Raw genomic sequence first — 20,515 nt, 5'->3', positions numbered from 1 at the left:
TGCGGGGGAAAGCGTAATGGAAAGATATCATAATATTGTTAAAATAGAAAAAATAAAAAAGTGTTTGGAGCAGGAAGAGCTTGGAACAGCGCTTAAGGTTGCTCAAACCATTAACAAAAAGAAAATTAAAAATTTATCGGATTTAAGTATATTAGCAGAGGCATTCTTTCAGAATAAACACTATGAAGAAGCAAGAGAAATCTTTCTGTCCATTTATTCCAAAAACAAGGCTCGTAGAATTCTTGCTCAATTAGTACATTTATCAATAAAATTAAACGATGTAGAAGGTGCAGAAAAATATTTGGAGGAATTTAAACGAATTGCTCCAAAGGATTTTTATCATCATATTTATCGCTATAATATTGATAAAATGGCAGGCAAAGAGATTGATGTTTTAATTGCCGACTTAGAAGCATTAAAAAATGACTCCTATATGGAAAGTTGGGCTTACGAACTTGCTAAGCTTTATCACAAGGCTTCTATGAAAGATAAGTGTATCGAAGAATGCTCTAATATTATTTTATGGTTTGGAAATGGAGTTTACGTTGAGAAGGCAAAGGCATTAAAAGCTTACTATATGGGTGAGATTGACTTATCTGAAATTGAGGGAAAAGAGCAGGAATTAAGAGAAGAGCAAATCGCTAAGCAGATAAAGAATATTTTAAGTGAATATGAATTAAAGGAAAAAGAAAAAGAGGGCTCTTTAGAAAAATATAATGAAGATGAAGAAGGGGATACTGTAAGTAAGAAAGAGTATCAGACCCAAGAATCTGTCGAAGACTTTATCGATGAATTTAATACAGAAGAAGATATAGATAACTTTGTGGAAGAGTCCATAGTAGAGGAGAGTATGGAAAACTCTGCGGAAGAGGTCGAAGTAGAGGAGAGTATGGAAAACTCTATGGAAGAGGTCGAAATAGAGGAGAGTATGGAAAACTCTATGGAAGAGGTCGAAGTAGAGGAGAGCCTAGAAAACTCTATGGATGAGTCTGAGGTAGAGGAGAGTATAGAAAGTACTATTGAAGAAGATAAAGTAGAGGAATCCTTAAAAACTTTAGAGGAAGTGGATGGAGCTAAAGATTCTAAAGGATATATTTTAGAAGAGAAAGTAGTGAAGGAGTCTATAGAAAACTCTGTAATAGAGAATAAAGAAGTAGATGTAACAAAAAGCTCTGAAACAATAGATAATTCAGTAGATGCAGTAGAAACTTCCGAAAAAGAGAGTAGTATTAAGGAACCTCTTTTAAATAAATCTGAGTTAGAAGCGATGAAAAAATCGCTTTTAAAGCATGCCAATTTATTAGAGAATGAAAAATTAGATTTAATATACAATGAAGAAGATGCCGAATTTGTTAAAGATAATGAGTTAGTATCAGAAGAAGTAAAAGAAACGAAAGATGCAACTTATCAAGCGGAGCCAATTAATTTATCTTCACTCTCACTAGATGAGAATAAAGAGCTATATCGTATTATCCAAAAAGAAGGCATAAAAGTAGAGGATATTTTACGTAATTATGTCCGTATGGATACTGTGGGAAAACAGGTAATCCAATGCTTACAAAACATAGTGGATGATGGTTACAATAATGTGAACTTTATTATAACTGGACCAAAATCTTCAGGAAAGACTTACTTAGCAAAGTGTATTTCTAAATTTATGCGAAAAATAAATCGAAATGTTTCTTCTAAAATCGCTTTAATTGATTCAAATAAATTAAATGAAATTGATTTAGAATCAAAGAAAAAGCAGCTGATTAATTGCACCTTAATTATTGAGCGTGCAGGTAGTTTAAATGCCAAAAGCATTGCTTGGTTATTAGAGTTGTATAAAAGCCATACGAATTGCGCTCTTATATATTTAGAAGATAATATGGAGAATATGAATAAGCTTTTAGAAAAGCATATGGAGCTTAAAGAAGTATTTTTGAATCGGATAGAAGTACCAAATTATACAGCAGAAGACTATTTGGGATTTGCATATGATTATTTAACTGAGAGAGAATATGAAATAGAAGTAGATGCGTATGAACTACTACATGATAAATTACAAAAGCAATTACAACAAAAAAGAGAATACTCTTTGGATGATGTATTCTCATTGATGCATAGTGTTATAAAAAATGCTGAGGACAGAAGTGCAAAACAACTTTTAATTCACGCGCAAAAAGGTGAATTTAAAAATTCTGATTTATTGGTTATTACGAAAGAAGATGTTGATAGGGCTTAAAGTATTTTGCTTTTCGCCTCGATCAACTAGTTAGACTTTGAATCGCAACTGAATATCATCTTTTAGGGTTTGTCCGCCTTTTGATTGAACTTTCTTGGAAATGTTTAAGATATAGGATTCATCTTTGGCATAAGCCTCTAGAGGTTCAATTTCGATATAGTTATTGACGGAGTCATAACGTATTAAGGTTTTTAATGGTGTTTCAGCTGCAGTTGTAACATATAGATTCATATTATTAACGGTTGCAGGATTTAATGGTGCAGTAAATTTAATTCGCCAAACGAATTTGCCAGTTTTAAATTTTAAATCCTGTTTTACTAGGTTTCTAGGGCTTCCTGAAACTGCCTCAATATCAATGTAGTTCGTGCTCATTTATAATCACCTCAAGTAAAATTACATATATTGTTGATAACCTATATTAAAGAAGTTCTAAGAACTTCTTATCACTTAAGTTATGGCGCAAAGACAGCGCCTGTTATTAAAACTTATAGAATAAGTTTTAATAACCTATTTAACCTATATAGTAGGAACTAAAGAATGTTCCTATTATCGATTAACCTTTATTATACAATAAGATTTCCAAAAAAGATATATTTTTTGACAGGTAAAAAGGCTCATTTAGAAAGGTTTATAAACATGGAGAAGGAAACATTTAAATCAGGAAATATGCTTTATCCATTGCCAGTTGTTATGATTAGCTGTAGCGATGGAGAAGGGCATGATAATATAATAACCGTCGCATGGGCAGGAACTGTTTGTACGAATCCACCCATGCTTTCAATTTCCATACGACCAGAACGATATTCATATGGACTTATTGAAAAAACAAAAGAATTTGTGGTAAACTTAACAACTGAGGATCTAGCAAAGGCTACTGACTTTTGTGGCGTTAGATCTGGAAGAAATATTGACAAGTTTAATGAAATGAAATTAACGAAAGCAAAAGGAGATCATGTAAATGCTCCAATGATTTTAGAGTCTCCTGTAAACATTGAATGTCGTGTTAGGGATATCATTAAACTAGGTTCTCATGATATGTTTTTAGCGGATGTACTTGCAGTTCACGTAAATAAGCAATTAATGAATGAAAAAGGAAAGCTTGAGTTAAATCGATCCAATCCAATTGTATATTCACATGGTGAATATTATGGAATCGGATCTTTACTTGGGACTTTTGGCTATTCTGTGAAAAAAGAAGTACAGAAAAAGGAAACGAAAGAAAAAGATAAGAAGAGAGAAAAGCAAAAAGATGATGCGAATAAGGAAAGTATAAGAAATACGGATTCGCATAAGAAAGACGATAAGAAAGACCATAAAAAAGAGAAAAAGAAAGACAATAAAAAAGACAATAAAAAAGACAGTAAGAAAGTCAATAAGAAAAGAGAAGCTAGCTCAAATCAGATAAACAAGAAAGATGCTAGTAAAAAGACAAAAAAAGAAAATAAAAAGAAACCAATAAAATAAACGAACAGGATACATTTGTGAAAAACCATAGAACAAACAAATTGCGGGAGAAAAAGCATGAAGCGAAATAATATTGTTTTGATTGGCATGCCTGGAGCAGGAAAAAGTACGATGGGAGTAGTCCTAGCTAAAGTATTGGGATATCAATTCTTAGATGCGGATCTGCTGATACAAAAGGAAGAAAAAAGATTATTAAAGGATATTATTAAAGAGGAAGGCTTGGAGGGGTTTATCAATATTGAAGAGAGAGTGAATAAAAACATTCAAGCAAATAGGACAGTTATAGCAACAGGCGGAAGTGTTATTTATGGTGAAAATGCCATGGAGCATTTGCGAGAAATTGGGTTGGTTGTGTATTTACAATTAGGTTATGAAAAAATAAATAGCCGATTAGGGAATATAAAGCAACGAGGAGTTGCATTAAAAAAAGGACAGACTTTACATGACTTATATTTGGAAAGATGTCCACTTTATGAAAGATATGCTCATATTACAATCAATTGTGAAAATTTAGATATTGAGGGTGTAGTAGAAGCAATTGTGGAAGGAACGAAAACAATTTTAGAATAGTGTTAGACAATACAAAAAAGCAGTCCTGATTTTTTAACAATGAAAGAGCGAAACATTAGATAAATACAGTGTTTTTCGAAAAAGTCATTTACAAATGGTAACTTTGTGATATAATCAAACTAGACTATAAATTTACACAAATTACAATAGCAGTTTATGTGCATAATTGACTATAGAGTAGAAATGACGGGCAGTACACTATTTTAACTGCGTAATAAATAGATAGAGGTGTGCAATGGAGCAGTATATTATAAAAGGTGGGAAAGCATTAGCTGGTGAAGTCACAATCGGTGGCGCCAAGAATGCCGCACTTGGGATTATAGCGGCAGCAGTAATGACAGATGAGACCGTAACAATAGAAAATTTACCGGATGTGCGTGATATTAATGTTTTGTTAAAAGCACTTGAAGAAATTGGTGCTAAAGTTGATAGAATTGATAGACATACAGCAAAAATAACTGGAGAGAATATATCAACATTAAATATTGATCAAGATTCAATAAGAAAAATTCGTGGCTCCTATTATTTATTAGGAGCATTGTTAGGTAAATATAAAAATGCGCAGGTAGCATTGCCTGGTGGATGTAATATTGGAAGTAGACCAATTGATCAACATATAAAAGGTTTTGAAGCACTTGGTGCTGAAGTTAAAATACAGCATGGATTAATTCAAGTAGAAGCTAAGAAATTATTAGGAAATCATATTTATTTAGATGTTGTTAGTGTTGGAGCAACGATTAATATTATGATGGCAGCTGCACTTGCGGAAGGTTTAACAACAATTGAAAATGCTGCAAAAGAGCCACATATTGTTGATGTTGCAAACTTTTTAAATAGTATGGGTGCTAACATAAAAGGTGCAGGTACAGATGTAATTCGTGTAAAAGGTGTAACGAAATTACATGGAAGCACTTACTCCATTATTCCTGATCAAATTGAAGCAGGTACTTTTATGCTTGCTGCAGCTGCAACAAAGGGTGATGTAATTGTAAAGAATGTTATACCAAAGCATTTAGAAGCGATTACTGCAAAACTTGTTGAAATAGGTGCAGAAGTAGAAGAGTTTGATGATGCTGTCCGTGTTGTAGCAACAAAACGTTTAGGACATACACAAGTTAAAACCTTACCATATCCTGGGTTTCCAACGGATATGCAACCTCAAATTTCAACTGTTTTAGCAATGTCTACAGGAACTAGTATAGTTACAGAAAGTATTTTTGAAAGTCGCTTTAAGTATGTGGACGAACTTGCAAGAATGGGTGCGTCTGTTAAAGTAGAAGGAAATACTGCTATTATTGATGGTGTAAAAGAATTGACTGGTGCTACTGTAAGTGCTCCAGATTTAAGAGCAGGTGCTGCACTTGTAATTGCAGGACTTGCAGCAGATGGCTTTACTGTAGTAGAGCAAATCGAATATATTGAACGTGGTTATGAAAATTTCGAAGAAAAAATGCGCGAACTTGGTGCTACTATTGAGAAAGTAGATTCTAATGATGAGAAAGCGCTTCGTAAATTTAAATTAAAAGTTGGTTGAAAAAGGCTCTAAAAGGGCGGAATTCTTAGAATTCCGCCCTTTATTAAATATTATAGTATAGCCTCAATAAAAAGATCAGTTTCTTTTGTAAGATCAACATATGTGTTGTCAGGAAACGCTATTACAGGTTTTGTAGAGGAAAACTGATTCATCATAACGATTTTACCAATGGCTTTATTATTTAGTCGTACGTTGTTATTTAAATATGTTTGATAAACATGTTCTACAAAGGTCATTAAATATTTAGGATCAAACTTCTTAAACCCTTCGGTATTAAACATGGATAATACCTCAAAAGGACAAAGAGCATCACGATATACACGTGCAGATGTCATAGCATCATATACGTCTGCAATCATAACTAACTTAGCAAATCTATCAATTTGATCGCCCTTTATCCCCATAGGATAACCACTTCCATCACAGCGTTCGTGGTGCATAATGCTTGTCATTTTAATATGGATATTAACATTACTTTGTTGTAATATATTATACCCTTTTGTTGTATGGGACCGAACGATCTCAAATTCCTCTTCCGTAAGTTTTTCTGTTTTGTAGATTACCTCTTTTGGGATTGCTAATTTTCCAATGTCATGGAGAAGTCCGCAAAGTGTTGCAGTTTCAGTGTCTTTTTTACCAAAATTTAACCAGTGGGCCATTGTATTGCAAATCAAAGCAACATTTACAGAATGTATAAATGTCTCATCTTCAATATCTCTTAAGCAATGCAACATATCAAATAAGTGAATCCCGTTACGTGCTTTTCTTGCTAAAGCATTGATTTGCTTATACAGCGCATCTGTATTTATTTCTTTGTTTCCATTGGCAATTTGGATTAACTCTTTTTTTAATGAAGCCGTGGAGTTTAAGAGGGAATTGTTAAAATCTTTAAAAGCCACTGAATTTTTTACTTTCTCTGAATGTAATTCCTTATCATAAGGTTCTGTTGGCATGGGTTCTGGGATATCTTCTGTAACAGAAATGAGTATATTTTTTATAGAATAAAATTTAAGACGCGTAATCGCCTTATCTGTTAATATGGTACCGTTAGGAATAATAAGCTGATTATTAAATGTATAAATGTCATCAGCGACTGTCATTCCGGGGGTTGCCTGTTTTGTTAAGATCTTAACCGACTTCATAGTAAACCTCCAATACATTGTAAGCGAATGGTAAAATATTGTAAATTATAACTTAATTATAGGGATATACAAGAAAAATGTCAATCAATGTATTTATTTGGTACATATTTAAAAATTATAATAGTAATTTACATAAATTAGGCTTATTTATGTTAAAATAAAAGTTAAATAATTATATTAATGTAAGTATTTATCAATTAAAATAAAATTGTTGACTTTTGTTTCGCTATGGTTTATTCTATTTTCACATGTTACTAGTGCGTATGCACAAATAATCATCCTCAGCAAGAACTTTACTATAGAGATTTGGCAAACAGTTGTATGCTAATAGTGATAGTAGTAAGTATAATTGAATATTGTATGAATTTCTCTTATTCAGAGTGACGGAGAGTAAAGACTCGGTGAAGTCACGGCAACCCCTGATACGGAAGGTGCCAAGTTGAGCGATTAATCGAACAATAAGAGGATTTGATTATTTATATCAAGTCCGCTTTTGCGGATTTTTTTTATTTTTGAAAGGAGTATTCGAATGAATAACAAATTACTTTTTACATCTGAATCGGTAACGGAAGGACATCCAGATAAAATCTGTGATCAAATCTCTGATGCTGTACTTGATGCCTTACTTGCTCAAGACCCTATGAGTCGTGTTGCTTGTGAAACAGCAATTACAACAGGATTAGTTTTGGTTATGGGTGAAATTACAACTCAAGGTTATGTAGATATTCAAAAAATTGTTCGTGACACAGTTCGTGAAATTGGATATGATAGAGCAAAATATGGTTTTGACGCAGATACATGTGGTGTAATTGTTGCATTAGATGAGCAATCTGCAGACATCGCTATGGGTGTTGATAAAGCCTTAGAAGCAAAAGAAAACACAATGACTGATGAAGACATCGAAGCAATCGGTGCAGGTGACCAGGGTATGATGTTTGGATTTGCTTCCAATGAAACAGAAGAATTTATGCCTTATCCAATTTCCTTAGCTCATAAATTAACAAAGCAGTTATCCATTGTACGTAAGAATGGAACTCTTTCTTATCTTCGTCCAGATGGTAAGTCTCAAGTAACAGTAGAATACAATGAAGAGGGACAACCTGTTCATATCAATGCTGTAGTTTTATCTACACAGCATGATCCAGATGTAACTCAGGAACAAATTCATGAAGATATTAAAAAGTATGTATTTGAACCTGTATTACCAAAAGATTTAATTGATGAAAATACTAAGTATTTCATTAACCCAACAGGACGCTTTGTTATTGGTGGACCAAATGGAGATAGTGGTTTAACTGGTAGAAAGATTATCGTTGATACTTACGGCGGATATTCTCGTCACGGTGGCGGTGCATTCTCTGGTAAGGATTGTACAAAAGTAGACCGTTCTGCATCTTATGCAGCAAGATATGTTGCTAAGAATATTGTAGCTGCAGGTCTTGCAGATAAGTGTGAAATTCAACTTTCTTACGCAATCGGTGTAGCAAAACCAACTTCTATCATGGTTGATACTTTTGGTACAGGTAAGCTTTCTAATGAAAAGTTAACTGAAATTATCAATGAAAACTTTGATTTACGTCCAGCAGGAATCATTAAAATGTTAGATTTAAGAAGACCAATTTATAAGCAAACAGCTGCTTATGGTCACTTTGGTAGAAATGATTTAGATTTACCTTGGGAGAAACTTGACAAGGTTGAGGATTTAAAAAAATATTTATAATAAATGATGAAAAATGGTTTGAGTATTTTACTTAAACCATTTTTTCAATTTAGGGTATAAAAGCATAAATGCATTGTCCTAGAAATAATAGTTTCACAAAAAGTTAAGAAATATCATGGATAGTTAATGTGTAAGAAAAGATAGACTATGGTATAATATAGGAAATACGGTAGTTAGGAGGGGAATCATTGGAGTTAAAACGAAGACTGCGAGTGGCATTTCTAATTATAATATTTTTACCATTGCTTATGGTTTGCGCGATTGGAAAAGCGATTATCACATATCAGGTGAATTCTATTCAGGAAACCTATGATATTGAATCTAGTACCGTGCAACTGATAACGAATCCTTTGCAAATACTAAACCGTGTCACACGAGATGTGTATAATCGTGTAAAATTAGCAGCTTTAAAAAATCCAGAGTATTTAGAAAATATAAATTATATAAAAGAATTAAATAATGAGTTAAAGGACAAGTATTCCTTTATTGTTGCTAGGAAAGGAAAGGAATTTATCTTTGAGGGCGATTCTGCCAAATTAGATCTTATAAGAAATAGCCTACCTGAATTCGGTGTATATAGCACAGATGTTGATGGAGGAATCTATGTTGGTGGAAAGAATCCATTTCTAATAAAGCAACAGGATTTTTATTATAGTGACGGTTCACAGGGTACTATCTTTGTCGTTACAGATGTGAATACATTGGTGCCACAGATAAAATCATCTGCAATACAGGCGGTAGTATCATTTGTAATGATCATTGTTACTACTGCGGTAATATTAATCTTTTGGCTGTATCGAGGAATACTGCGACCATTAGATACACTAAAACGTGCAACCAATGAGATGAAAAAAGGAAATCTAAATTTCTCAATATCAGGAAACCCAGACGATGAAATAGGCCAGTTGTGCGAAGACTTTGAGGAAATGAGAATTCATTTAAAAGAATTGATTGAAGTTAGAATGCAATATGAGCAGGAGTCAAGAGAGTTAATTAGTAATATTTCACATGATTTAAAAACACCATTAACAGCGATAAAAGGCTATGCAGAAGGCATACTAGATGGTGTAGCAGATACTCCAGAAAAAAGAGATAAATATATAAAGACCATATACTCTAAGGCAAATGATATGTCTGTATTAGTAGATGAGCTATCCATTTATTCTAAGATAGATAGCAATGCGGCACCATATGTGTTTAGCACCATAGACGTAGGCGAATATTTTGGTGATTGTATTGATGAGGTGAGTTTAGATCTTGAACTAAAAAATATTGAGTTAGGATATGAGAATACCACGCCACCAAATACAAAAGCAATTGCGGATGCAGAGCAATTAAAGCGTGTAATTAATAATATTATTGGAAATTCGGTAAAATATTTAGGAAAGAAAAAAGGTAAGATAAACGTAAGAATCAAAGAGCTTGGTGAGTTTATACAAGTAGAAATTGAAGATAACGGAGTAGGAATACCTGCAAAAGATTTACCTTATATCTTCGATCGTTTTTACCGAGCTGATGCTTCTAGAAATTCAAAAAAAGGTGGCTCAGGTTTAGGTCTTGCCATTGCTAAGAAAATTATTGAAGAACATTCCGGTAGAATATGGGCAAGTAGCGATGAAGGTTTTGGAACTTCAATATTCTTTACAATTAAGAAATGGAATAGTGAGCCTGTAAAGACAGAGACTAATACAGCGAAACATAGTAAAGATAAGAAACTACAAATAAAAGATTAAAAAGATAAATAAAAGTTGGGAGGAATTTGAATGGAAAAGATACTAATAATTGAGGACGAAGTTGCAATTGCAGAACTCGAAAAAGATTACCTTGAATTATCAGGATATGATGTGACGATTGAAAATTCGGGAGATGCAGGTCTTGAGAGAGCCTTACAAGAAGAGTTTGATTTACTAATTTTAGATTTAATGCTTCCAAATGTAGATGGATTTGAGATTTGTAAGCAGGTGAGAGCGGTTAAAAACATACCTGTAATCATGGTATCTGCTAAGAAGGATGATATTGATAAAATTAGAGGCCTTGGCCTTGGTGCAGATGATTATATGACAAAACCATTTAGTCCAAGTGAATTAGTAGCAAGAGTAAAGGCACATTTAGCAAGATATGAACGCCTTATTGGATCAGGTGCAAAAGAGAATGAAATTATTGAAATTAGAGGTATTAAAATCGATAAAACTGCAAGAAGAGTTTATGTAAATGGGGAAGAAAAAACATTTACCACAAAAGAGTTTGACTTACTTTCATTCTTAGCAGAAAATCCGAATCATGTATACACAAAGGAAGAGTTATTCCAGGAAATTTGGGATATGGAATCCATTGGAGATATCGCTACGGTTACTGTTCATATTAAGAAAATTAGAGAAAAGATAGAGGCAAATACATCAAAGCCTCAATATATCGAGACTATTTGGGGTGTTGGTTATCGCTTTAAAATATAATGAAATCAATGATTGCTTCGTTGACAATAATACTAAAAAAAAGTATAATTGTGGTGCTGAGATAAAAGGAATGCCCTGATAGGTAAGCACATTAACAATTGCAATTATATGGTAGAATGCGCCGTACTTATATTGGGCTGTTTCATTATTGAAACAGCTCTTTTTTGTTTATAGGAAAGGAGGAGAAGCGTTGGAGAGCCGGATTGCTTTAATAGGTATAATCGTTGAGGATATTGAAGCCTCAGCAGATGTTAACCGCATATTACATGACTATAGTACATATATCATAGGAAGAATGGGTATTCCGTATAAAGAAAAGAAAGTTAATATTATTAGCATTGCTATTGACGCAGAAAATAATGTAATCAGTTCTCTTTCAGGGAAATTAGGAATGATTAAAGGAATTCGTGTTAAAACCATGTATTCCAAAGGAGCTAATAATTAAAAATTGAATTTAGTGCAACGATAGGTGGCAGAATGGGAGGAATTATGAAAAGATTAGTTTCATTGTTAACGATAATGGTACTTTGCATCGGTTTAGTTACCGGATGTGCGAAAGAAAAGAAGGATGAGAATCCAGAGATTACAGTTACACCTACTACACAGGAAAATAATGAAGCAACAGAGACACCAACTGACGAAGCAACAGCTACGCCAACAAATGAACCTGTGAATACAGAAAAGATGGATATTTCAATTGCAGCCTTAAAAGGACCAACTGCTATGGGAATGGTAAAGGTAATGAAGGATGCTAGCAATGGAGAAACTGCAAACAATTATAACTTTACAATTGCAGGGGCAGCAGATGAAATAACAGCTCAATTAATCTCAGGGGATATAAAGATTGCAGCAGTACCATGTAACTTAGCTTCTGTTTTATACAATAAGACTCAGGGTGGAATAAAGGTAGCAGGAATTAATACACTTGGTGTGCTTTATGTTGTTGAATCCGGAGATAGCATTCAAAGTGTTAGTGATTTAAAAGGAAAAACAATATATTCAACTGGAAAGGGTACAACACCAGAATATACATTAAACTATTTGTTAAGTTCTGCAGGAATTGACCCAACAAAAGATGTTACAATTGAGTATAAATCAGAAGCAACAGAAGTTGCTGCAATATTAAGTGAAGAAGAAAATGCAATTGCAATGCTTCCACAACCATTTGTTACAACAGTAATGATGCAAAATGAAAAGGTACGTATTGCACTTGATGTTACAAAAGAGTGGGAGAACTTAAGCAATGATGGAAGTTCCGTAGTAACAGGAGTTGTAGTGGTAAATACTAAGTTCTTAGAAGAAAACAAAGAAGCAGTCGACGCCTTTTTAGAGGAATATGCAAACTCTGTAGCATATGTAAATGAGAATGTAGATGAAGCTGCGAACTTAGTTGAGGAATTTGATATTGTGAAAGCTCCTGTAGCTAAAAAAGCAATTCCTTATTGTAATATTACCTTAATCCAAGGTGATGCTATGAAAGAGAAGATTTCTGGATATCTTAATGTATTATATGACCAGGCTCCAAACTCAGTAGGTGGTGCATTACCAGCCGATGATTTTTATTACGTAAAATAATCCAACAACTAAATTAGGCTTACAAAGGAAAAATTATCGTATTTCTTTTAAGTACGGCCATTAAGAAAAATTAAAATGAAAAGCTCATATGTCTGATTCTAATATTTATTACAAGAAGTTTTAAATAGGAATCATTCATATGAGCTTTTTATTTTTATATTAAAATATAAGTGGGCTACTCCATAATTTTATGGTGTAGGAGTTACCTTTTTATCGCTAATCCAGTTGTTTAGGTATTCATTAATAATTTCAAATTGTGTAGGACCAATATTTAAGAAAAACTCATGAAAATCTTTCATATTAAAATCATCTTTTAATTGTTCCATAGCAGTATCTCTTAACTCCATAATCTCGAGGTATCCAATGGAGTATGGTAAATAAATACCCGGTTCAGCTAAGATATTCGTATAAATTTCCTCAGCAGTTTCTTTATTAACTCCATAATTATCCCAAAAGCTAAGAGTGTCTTCTTTCGTCCATCCAGAATAATGAATGCCAATATCTGTTAGTGAGTATAAACAATGAAGGGCAATGGTATTTGCCTTTAAAAAGCTTGCAAGTTCCTTTGAAATATTAGCAAAATCATAGGAATAAAGTTCAACGTAGGTTGCCCATCCTTCATCATAACCGGATACATTAATGACACTGCGAACTGGGTTAGGATTGTTTTGTCTAAAGTATACATTTTGAAAAAGGTGACCAGGATAACCTTCATGTGCGATTGTTGGAAAAATCATTTCCATATCATAATTTGAATTATTGTTGATATAAATGTTGTTTTCAGTATAAAAATCAATTGGTGGAACGAGATACATAGCAGGACTTAGATGCTCTTGCAATGATTCGTGTACATATTTTATATTACAATTTACATCTTCAAGATAAGGAAAGTCTTCTTTAATGACATCTTTTAAATACGTAATAATCTCATTCGGTTCTGAAGATGGAAAGGAGAGATTCATATATTCGTTGTAAATATTCTCATTTGTAAGTGCTAGAGTCGTCATAGTTGCTCTACTCTTATTTAATGCTGTCTCTAAGGCTGTTTTCATTTCTGGTACCGTCTTTGATGAACCTGTGTTTAGTTGCACCATAGTTTCATAGTATTCTTTTCCTTTTTCAAATCCACATAAACCATTTTCGTTCTTACAAGAGCCTTTTAATTCTGCTAAAGTATCAATAATTAATTGATACGCTGGAATGACTGTATCAAGAATAAGATCGCGGTTCTTTTCCTGATATAAAACCACTTCATCATTGGTTAAATTGCTTAAATTAGCAACTTTTTCATCAAATATTTCAATTAAGAAGTTTTCTTTTGGGGATGCAATAAAATCTTTGCATTGAGCAATAATTAGATCAGCCACTTCATCTGACATAAAAAATCCTAAGGATGCTTTTTCACGTTCAAATGCTGCAATTTCAGAATAAAAATCTTTTATACATGCAAGCATTGCAAGATAGTCTTTCACATCTTCTTCATCATAAAAGGTGTATTCTGCTAATAAAATCGGTAGCTGAGCTTGCAAGCCAGTGGTTGGACCAAGACATTCTTGATAATATAAGTAATCGCCTAGTTTTAAGGTTTGAGACATACTTTGATTCAGTATTTTATAGATTAGCTGTTGTTCTTCTGTTAATGTGCTTGGATCATATTGTTTTAATAACGTTAAATAATTTTCTGTTTTAGACAAATCTTCTTCCATTTGTTTCACTGAATAATTACCTAAGGTTTGAACGCTCTCTGAAATTCCATAACTTTCAGGATTAGCAAGTGTATAATGGAGTGATATCGTATCACTAGTTACTTCTTCAATAAAGTAATCATTCAAATAGCTATTAAAATCCTTTGTAACTAAAGTGTCATTTGTTTTAGAACAGCCAACGATTGTGAAAATCATTGTAATAATTAAAAGAAGTGATAACCACTTTTTACCTCTTTTCATTCCAGATCCTCCTATGCCTTTCTAAAATTACCAGATAAAGACGACCATATCCTGGTAGTAGAAATCCTGCTAATAATAAGTGTATTCAAAGCAAAGATATTACATACCGATATAACTCGTACTTCATTTATATACAAATAACACATATTAGAAAATCTTTCAATAAAAACCAAAGTGTTTCATATTTTTATCGTGGCAATAACTATTAAGCTTTTGTTATATTTGACCGAAATATGTAGTAACAATAAACGAGAAGTAAAATAAGGGTTGAAAAAGTATTTCAACCTGTAAAATAAAGAACAGGTGAGAGTGAAATCTATGCAGATGAATGGAATTTATGCAAATCAGGCAAATAACCAAATGGCTGTTAAGCAGCAAAAAAGCAATCTTGGCTATGAAAAAGGACAGGTTATTGAAGGCGTAATCTCCAAAGTATCCGACGAGGTTTCCATCAACTTTAGTGGAAGAGAATTTACATTCTCTAAAAATACAGTACAAAACGCCAAGGAGGGCGAAATAAGACAATTTGAGATTGTTGATTTATCAAAAGGAGGTATTGTACTAAAGGAAGTTGGAAGTAAGGCGGGGGGCAATGGAAATGCTAGTAATACCTCGTGTACTATGGTAAATGTAGACTCCTATGGCTTTATAGAACGTAAAGATGATAAAGAGAAAACGAAAGAAGAGTCAGAAGAAGATTTAAGCGATACCTCAAATAAAATGACAAATGAAGATTATGAGGAACTTTCAAAGGAAGGGTTTACCTTAGAAAAATTCAATCAAGAACGTTTGTCACGTGCATTAGATCGTATAAAGGAGCAAAAGAGTCTAAAGCAAAAAGGTATCGAAAATCAAACAGAGCAAATGGAAAAATTAAGAGAGTCTGTTGAAGCAAGTGTACGTGGAATGGTTTCAGATACCACGGCCGCGAATATGATTGCAAATAAATTAGTTGAGCTTGACCTTCCAGTAACAAAAGAAAACGTTGAACGAATGCTTTCCACCATGAACCTAGCGAAAGAAGCTGGCAAAATATCAGATGCATCCAGTGCCTATTTAATTCGTAACGAGTTAGAGCCAACGGCACAAAATATTTATAAAGCAGTGCATAGTGGTTCCAAAGAAAATCTAGATTCTAAGGAGGAAGCATGGGAGGAACTCGTTGATGTAGTAACAAATGTTATTACAGAAGCGGGACTTCCTGTTGATGAGAATAATTTAACAACTGCTCGATGGTTAATTGATAGAGATTTGCCTATAACCGGGGAAAATATCAAATACAAAAAGTTTCTTGATAAAATGAAAGAAGGGGATTTTGTTAACTTTGCACTTCAATCAGAAGCACGTATGATTCGTAATGGAAGTAATATAGGAAATACACTAGTATATGAAGATAACAGTGAAGCTGCATCAAGAATTGTAGGTAATGTAAACAAAATAACTGAAGATGGACTTTTGCTTGCATTTTATAAGAAGCAAACGAAAGCAGAAAGTTTGGACCTGACAGAGGAGGGAGCAGCAAAACTTACCCTTAAGGAGTTAAATGAGGCTCAAGATGAGATTCTACAAAATCCTAACGCTTCTTCCGAGCTTGATGTAAATAAAGACTCAATACAGTACATAACAGCAAAGCGTCAATTAGAGGAAATCCGTTTGAAAATGACAACGGAATCTTGTAATAAAATGCTGATCAAAGGATTTCAGGTAGAGACAGAAAATCTATCCCAAGTAGTAGATGAATTAAAAACAATTGAGGATTCTTATTATAAAAACTTGTTAAAAGAAGTAGGGGCAGGGGAAGAACATCTTTCTTTACTTAAGGAAACATCGGAAAGCTTAAAGAGTTTACAGGAAGCACCCAGTGCTATACTTGGTAGTACTTATACAAGTAGAAATCTTCAGACGATACAAAGCCTAACTGAGATAGGTAATACATATACAGAACGCTTTAAGAATGCAGGAGAATCTTATGAGGCCTTAATGACGAAACCAAGGTCTGATCTGGGAGATTCTATTGTAAAGGCATTTGAACATGTAGATGAAATGTTAGAACAATTAAATCTTGATCTAACAAATGCAAATAGGCGTGCAGTTCGAATATTAGGATACAATAGCATTGAAATAAACGAAGAAAACATTCAAGCAATGAAGGTTTATGATGCAAAAGTAAATGAATTATTTACGAATTTAAATCCTCCAGTGACGGCTACTTTAATAAAGGAGGGTATCAATCCTTTGCAGATGCCCATCGATGAAATCAATGAATTAGCCAAATCAATTCAGGAAAGAGATGGAGGGTCAAGAGAAGAAAGCTTTAGTGAATACTTGGTACGACTTGAAGATAATAAAGAGTTAACGAAAGATGAGAGAAAATCCTACATTGGAATATATCGTCTCTTGAATCAAATTGATAAGTCCGATGGTGCAGCCATTGGTGCCCTTGTAAAAGCAGGGCAAGAAGTAACTTTAAATAATTTATTAACGGCAGTTCGAACAAAAAATCGTGGTACGGTGGATACGTCTATCAATGATGATTTTGGCTCACTTGTTTCCCTTGCAAAAGCAGGAGAATCAATTACAGAACAAATCAATGCGGCATACAATAGCCCAAATGATAGCAGTATGGTAGAAAGTGATGAAACCTGGTATCAAAAAAATATACTTTCTCAGTTACTGAAAGAGATTTCACCAGATAAAGTAGATGAGTCGGTTAAGATATTTGGTGAGAACTTAGGAGATATTAGTTTAGAACGTTTAAAAGAAGAGTTTGACTTAGTTAAAACAGATGCAACGAACGATCCAGTCATAAGAAATCGTATGGAGCAACTTCAGACCGTAAGTAATAATACAGAGTTAGAGCAGCAGTTCTTAAAAGAATATGAGATTTCTAGTAGTATTAATAATTTAATCGCTGCTAAGGAAATGGGTGAGAATCCAGCTAGTTTATATCAAAATATTAATGAACTTACAAAAAGCCTTAAAAATAAAAGCATAGATACAAATGCTAGTGAGAATGGGGAAGGTAAGTATCCTAGTCTAGGGGATATCAGACATTTTACAGATGCTATAGATGATCCGGAAAAGCTGACTTCAATGTTTGATCATTTAAAGACGGAAACAGAGAATTTGTTGGGAAAAGCTTTAGAAGAGGACAATTTAAACATTGCAGATTTACAGCTTATGAATAGCATTCGAAATGCACTGCCATTAACATTAAATCTAAGTAAGAAAGAGTACTTTAACATACCAATGGAAACCTCCGATGGAATTATGGCTATGAATCTAACAGTAATTCATGAGTCAGAAGATAAAGGAAGGGTTAGGATTAAAATCCCGAATGAGACTTATGGAACAGTGAGTGCTGAGTTATCTATTGATAATAAGCAGGTGAAATGTTTTATAACAGCAGAAAGTAAAGGTGTTGTTTCTGAGCTTAAAAATCAGGAAGATGAGCTAAGTAATCACCTAAAAGGCTTAGGTTTTAATATAGAGGAACTTTACTATGTTTCAAGTCCTGTAAGTAATAATAAATTTATTTTTAAAAATGGAAGCATATATAAAGCAACAAATGAAAGTGAATCAGCTATAAATTCAACAAATAACACATCAACAAATGAGTTGTATCTGGCGGCAAAAGCAGTCGTAGAGCACATTCAAAATTGGAGCGGTAGTAAGAAAAACCCATAAGAAAGGATTCGGTAATAAACATGAGAATCAATCATAATATGTCAGCGATTAAAGCTAACAATCAATTATTTCGTACAAATTCAGCATTAGATAAAAGTTTGGAGAGATTATCCTCCGGATATCGTATTAATAGAGCAGCCGATGATGCAGCAGGAATGGCAATTTCTAAAAAAATGAGAACTCAGATTGATGGACTTGATCAAGCTTCAAGAAACGGTTCTGATGGTATCTCCGTGATTCAAACAGCAGAAGGTGCCCTAAATGAAGTAAATGCAATGCTTCAAAGGGCAAGAGAGCTTGCAGTTCAAGCATCCAATGGTACCAATACAGCAGAGGATCGCGCTGCAATTCAAGCAGAAATCGATCAATTAAATAGTGAAATAAATCGTATTTCAACTTCCACTGAGTTTAACACAAAGACTTTATTAGATGGTAGCGTAGATAATCAGTCGTATTCTAGTAGTAATAAAGTGCAATTAATTTCATTATCAGATACCGTTACAGCATCTAATATGGAGTTAACGATTGTACAAGATGCAAGACAGGCTGTTCTTAGTGGGTTTAAATTAGATGATCCTAATTACGAGATTAAAGATGGTGAAAATGGAATTCTTAATATCAATGGCATGGAAGTAGAAGTCGAAGTTGGTGATACATTAGCAGAGGTATATGAAAAGATTCGTACTGCTGGAGATGCTATGAATATTAAGGTGTTTGCAGGAAAACCAGGTGGGGATGATCCAGAGTATGCAAATTACGAACAGGTAGAATTAGGTAGTGTAGATAGTGAGCTGATTTTTGTTTCTAATGCATACGGCTCAAGCCAAAGCATTGAAATCAACTGTGATAACCAAGAATTATGTAAGTTATTTAACTTAAGTAGCCAAGGGGCAAAAGCCACAGGCATTGATGCAAAAGCTACCCTAGGAGATGGATTTTCACAAACAGCTACGATTAGTGCGAGGGGAAATATATTAACGGTTACAGATAATAATAACTTTGAGGTAAAATTTAGGGCTACACCAGGCGCAGCTGAGACAAAATTTACAGATGCTACAGTGAATGGTGGTACTGCCAATCAAGTAGATGGTACAGATCATGATGTATCTATTACGGTTTTAGAGGCAGGTCCAATGGATTTACAAATAGGTGCAAATGAAGGACAGACAATGACAGTTAAAATTCCACGTGTGGATACAACAACCCTTGGAACAGATGTTGTTAATGTGAATACAGAAAAAGGCGCACAAGAGGCAATTACTATTCTTGATAATGCTGTAAATCAAGTAACATCTATTCGTGCAAAATTAGGAGCATATCAAAATCGTTTAGACCATGCAATTGCAAACTTAGATGTATCTTCTGAAAACATTACAGAAGCATTATCAAGAATTGAAGATGTAGATATGGCTGAAGAAATGGCAACTTATACACAACAAAACGTGTTAGCACAAGCAGGAACATCAATGCTTGCACAGGCAAATGAAAGACCACAGATGATTTTAACATTATTACAAGGTTAATAAAGTAAAGGTGTAAAAGATGGAAAAGGATAAAATACAAGAGTTTACTTTGCGTGTAACGCAAGCATCGAAAACAGAACTTGTTGTTATTTTATACGATATCCTTTTGTCTGATATAAAAGAGGCGAATCGATATTTTATAGAAGGAGATCTGAATGCATATTTTCAGGAGCTAAAGCACGCTGGAAAATGTGTAAATGAGTTAATGGCAACACTGGATTATAGAATTTCTCTTTCTCGTGATTTGTTAAGTTTATATTCTTATGTGAATAAAACTTTAATTGCCGCGCAGATGAAAAAGGATGCTACTTTACTTAGTTCCGTAGTTTCTGTTATAACGAAATTACAAGTAGCGTTTTCAGAGATTAGCAAACAAGATACCTCTGGTCCTGTCATGGTAAATACCCAACAAGTATATGCGGGTCTTACTTATGGTAAGGGCACTTTAAATGAGTCTTATTTAAACTCATATGATCAAAATCGCGGATTCAAAGCATAGTATTCTTACATAATTTCGTAAGGATCTTATAAAATTGTGTAAGAATCTTATATAATCGCGTAAGAATCTTATAAAGATAGATAAGAATCTTACATAATCTCGTAAGTATCTTAATTAGATAAGAATCCTATATAAATACTTAGGTATCATACATTAATAAGCAGTAATATTCAGA

Annotated in this window: 15 protein-coding genes and 1 riboswitch; of the genes, 12 read left to right on the top strand and 3 right to left on the bottom strand. The window is 33.5% G+C overall.

Annotation, left to right across the window (positions count from 1 at the left end; all coding sequences use genetic code 11):
* Positions 1-16 precede the first annotated feature (16 nt).
* A complete protein-coding gene (locus BN4220_RS03340) occupies positions 17-2,227 on the top strand; it encodes a tetratricopeptide repeat protein (protein WP_066713585.1) in 2,211 nt (736 codons plus the stop codon).
* Between the two features lie 30 nt (positions 2,228-2,257).
* Here BN4220_RS03340 and BN4220_RS03335 read toward each other — a convergent pair whose 3' ends face one another.
* On the bottom strand, positions 2,258-2,599 hold the full coding sequence (locus tag BN4220_RS03335; protein ID WP_066713582.1) for an Ig-like domain-containing protein: 342 nt from the start codon (positions 2,597-2,599) through the stop codon (positions 2,258-2,260).
* Between the two features lie 264 nt (positions 2,600-2,863).
* Between BN4220_RS03335 and BN4220_RS03330 the strand changes: the two genes are divergently transcribed.
* From BN4220_RS03330 to BN4220_RS03320, 3 genes are all read left to right on the top strand, one after another.
* Positions 2,864-3,691, top strand: a complete 828-nt coding sequence (locus BN4220_RS03330; RefSeq protein WP_082812023.1) for a flavin reductase — start codon at positions 2,864-2,866, stop codon at positions 3,689-3,691.
* A 57-nt stretch (positions 3,692-3,748) separates the two neighbouring features.
* Entirely contained in the window at positions 3,749-4,261 is a 513-nt protein-coding gene (locus BN4220_RS03325; protein ID WP_066713578.1) for a shikimate kinase, read from the top strand.
* A 235-nt stretch (positions 4,262-4,496) separates the two neighbouring features.
* Entirely contained in the window at positions 4,497-5,795 is a 1,299-nt protein-coding gene (locus BN4220_RS03320; RefSeq protein ID WP_066713575.1) for a UDP-N-acetylglucosamine 1-carboxyvinyltransferase, read from the top strand.
* A gap of 50 nt (positions 5,796-5,845) precedes the next feature.
* Here BN4220_RS03320 and BN4220_RS03315 read toward each other — a convergent pair whose 3' ends face one another.
* Positions 5,846-6,937 (bottom strand): HD-GYP domain-containing protein, encoded by a 1,092-nt coding sequence (locus BN4220_RS03315; RefSeq protein WP_066713573.1) that lies wholly within the window; start codon positions 6,935-6,937, stop codon positions 5,846-5,848.
* A gap of 368 nt (positions 6,938-7,305) precedes the next feature.
* Positions 7,306-7,402: riboswitch (SAM riboswitch) on the top strand.
* Between the two features lie 64 nt (positions 7,403-7,466).
* On the opposite strand from BN4220_RS03315, the gene metK reads away from it, so the two are divergent.
* From metK to BN4220_RS03290, 5 genes are all read left to right on the top strand, one after another.
* A complete protein-coding gene (gene metK, locus BN4220_RS03310; protein WP_066713570.1) occupies positions 7,467-8,657 on the top strand; it encodes a methionine adenosyltransferase in 1,191 nt (396 codons plus the stop codon).
* 188 nt (positions 8,658-8,845) lie between these two features.
* Positions 8,846-10,390 carry a sensor histidine kinase gene (locus BN4220_RS03305; RefSeq protein WP_066713561.1) on the top strand — a complete coding sequence of 515 codons (1,545 nt, stop codon included), beginning with the start codon at positions 8,846-8,848 and terminating at the stop codon, positions 10,388-10,390.
* Between the two features lie 30 nt (positions 10,391-10,420).
* Complete coding sequence (locus BN4220_RS03300) at positions 10,421-11,110, top strand: response regulator transcription factor (RefSeq protein ID WP_066713559.1); 690 nt, start codon at positions 10,421-10,423, stop codon at positions 11,108-11,110.
* 190 nt (positions 11,111-11,300) lie between these two features.
* Complete coding sequence (locus tag BN4220_RS03295; protein ID WP_066713557.1) at positions 11,301-11,555, top strand: TM1266 family iron-only hydrogenase system putative regulator; 255 nt, start codon at positions 11,301-11,303, stop codon at positions 11,553-11,555.
* A gap of 44 nt (positions 11,556-11,599) precedes the next feature.
* Positions 11,600-12,685 (top strand): ABC transporter substrate-binding protein, encoded by a 1,086-nt coding sequence (locus BN4220_RS03290; protein ID WP_066713555.1) that lies wholly within the window; start codon positions 11,600-11,602, stop codon positions 12,683-12,685.
* A 188-nt stretch (positions 12,686-12,873) separates the two neighbouring features.
* On the opposite strand, the gene BN4220_RS03285 is transcribed toward BN4220_RS03290, so the two are convergent.
* Positions 12,874-14,631, bottom strand: coding sequence for a DUF885 domain-containing protein (locus BN4220_RS03285; protein WP_066713553.1), 1,758 nt, complete (start codon positions 14,629-14,631; stop codon positions 12,874-12,876).
* 318 nt (positions 14,632-14,949) lie between these two features.
* Here BN4220_RS03285 and BN4220_RS03280 point away from each other — a divergent pair, with 318 nt between their 5' ends.
* The 3 genes from BN4220_RS03280 to fliS are packed head-to-tail and all read left to right on the top strand — an operon-like array spanning position 14,950 to position 20,340.
* On the top strand, positions 14,950-18,318 hold the full coding sequence (locus BN4220_RS03280; protein ID WP_066713551.1) for a DUF6240 domain-containing protein: 3,369 nt from the start codon (positions 14,950-14,952) through the stop codon (positions 18,316-18,318).
* A gap of 38 nt (positions 18,319-18,356) precedes the next feature.
* Positions 18,357-19,841 (top strand): flagellin N-terminal helical domain-containing protein, encoded by a 1,485-nt coding sequence (locus BN4220_RS20605; protein ID WP_278280708.1) that lies wholly within the window; start codon positions 18,357-18,359, stop codon positions 19,839-19,841.
* A gap of 19 nt (positions 19,842-19,860) precedes the next feature.
* Entirely contained in the window at positions 19,861-20,340 is a 480-nt protein-coding gene (fliS, locus tag BN4220_RS03270; RefSeq protein ID WP_066713547.1) for a flagellar export chaperone FliS, read from the top strand.
* Positions 20,341-20,515 lie beyond the last annotated feature (175 nt).

The organism is Clostridium sp. Marseille-P299, from assembly GCF_900078195.1.
Lineage (GTDB): Bacteria > Bacillota > Clostridia > Lachnospirales > Lachnospiraceae > Lachnoclostridium.
This window is presented reverse-complemented; position numbering and strand designations above follow the sequence as displayed.

Bases quoted from the DNA above. Each gene is read 5' to 3' on its own strand.
- fliS (WP_066713547.1), top strand. From the start codon at position 19,861: ATGGAAAAGGATAAAATACAAGAGTTTACTTTGCGTGTAACGCAAGCA.
- BN4220_RS03300 (WP_066713559.1), top strand. From the start codon at position 10,421: ATGGAAAAGATACTAATAATTGAGGACGAAGTTGCAATTGCAGAACTC.
- BN4220_RS03315 (WP_066713573.1), bottom strand. From the start codon at position 6,937: ATGAAGTCGGTTAAGATCTTAACAAAACAGGCAACCCCCGGAATGACA.
- BN4220_RS03340 (WP_066713585.1), top strand. From the start codon at position 17: ATGGAAAGATATCATAATATTGTTAAAATAGAAAAAATAAAAAAGTGT.
- BN4220_RS03335 (WP_066713582.1), bottom strand. From the start codon at position 2,599: ATGAGCACGAACTACATTGATATTGAGGCAGTTTCAGGAAGCCCTAGA.
- BN4220_RS03280 (WP_066713551.1), top strand. From the start codon at position 14,950: ATGCAGATGAATGGAATTTATGCAAATCAGGCAAATAACCAAATGGCT.
- BN4220_RS03330 (WP_082812023.1), top strand. From the start codon at position 2,864: ATGGAGAAGGAAACATTTAAATCAGGAAATATGCTTTATCCATTGCCA.
- metK (WP_066713570.1), top strand. From the start codon at position 7,467: ATGAATAACAAATTACTTTTTACATCTGAATCGGTAACGGAAGGACAT.
- BN4220_RS03325 (WP_066713578.1), top strand. From the start codon at position 3,749: ATGAAGCGAAATAATATTGTTTTGATTGGCATGCCTGGAGCAGGAAAA.
- BN4220_RS03290 (WP_066713555.1), top strand. From the start codon at position 11,600: ATGAAAAGATTAGTTTCATTGTTAACGATAATGGTACTTTGCATCGGT.
- BN4220_RS03320 (WP_066713575.1), top strand. From the start codon at position 4,497: ATGGAGCAGTATATTATAAAAGGTGGGAAAGCATTAGCTGGTGAAGTC.
- BN4220_RS03285 (WP_066713553.1), bottom strand. From the start codon at position 14,631: ATGAAAAGAGGTAAAAAGTGGTTATCACTTCTTTTAATTATTACAATG.
- BN4220_RS20605 (WP_278280708.1), top strand. From the start codon at position 18,357: ATGTCAGCGATTAAAGCTAACAATCAATTATTTCGTACAAATTCAGCA.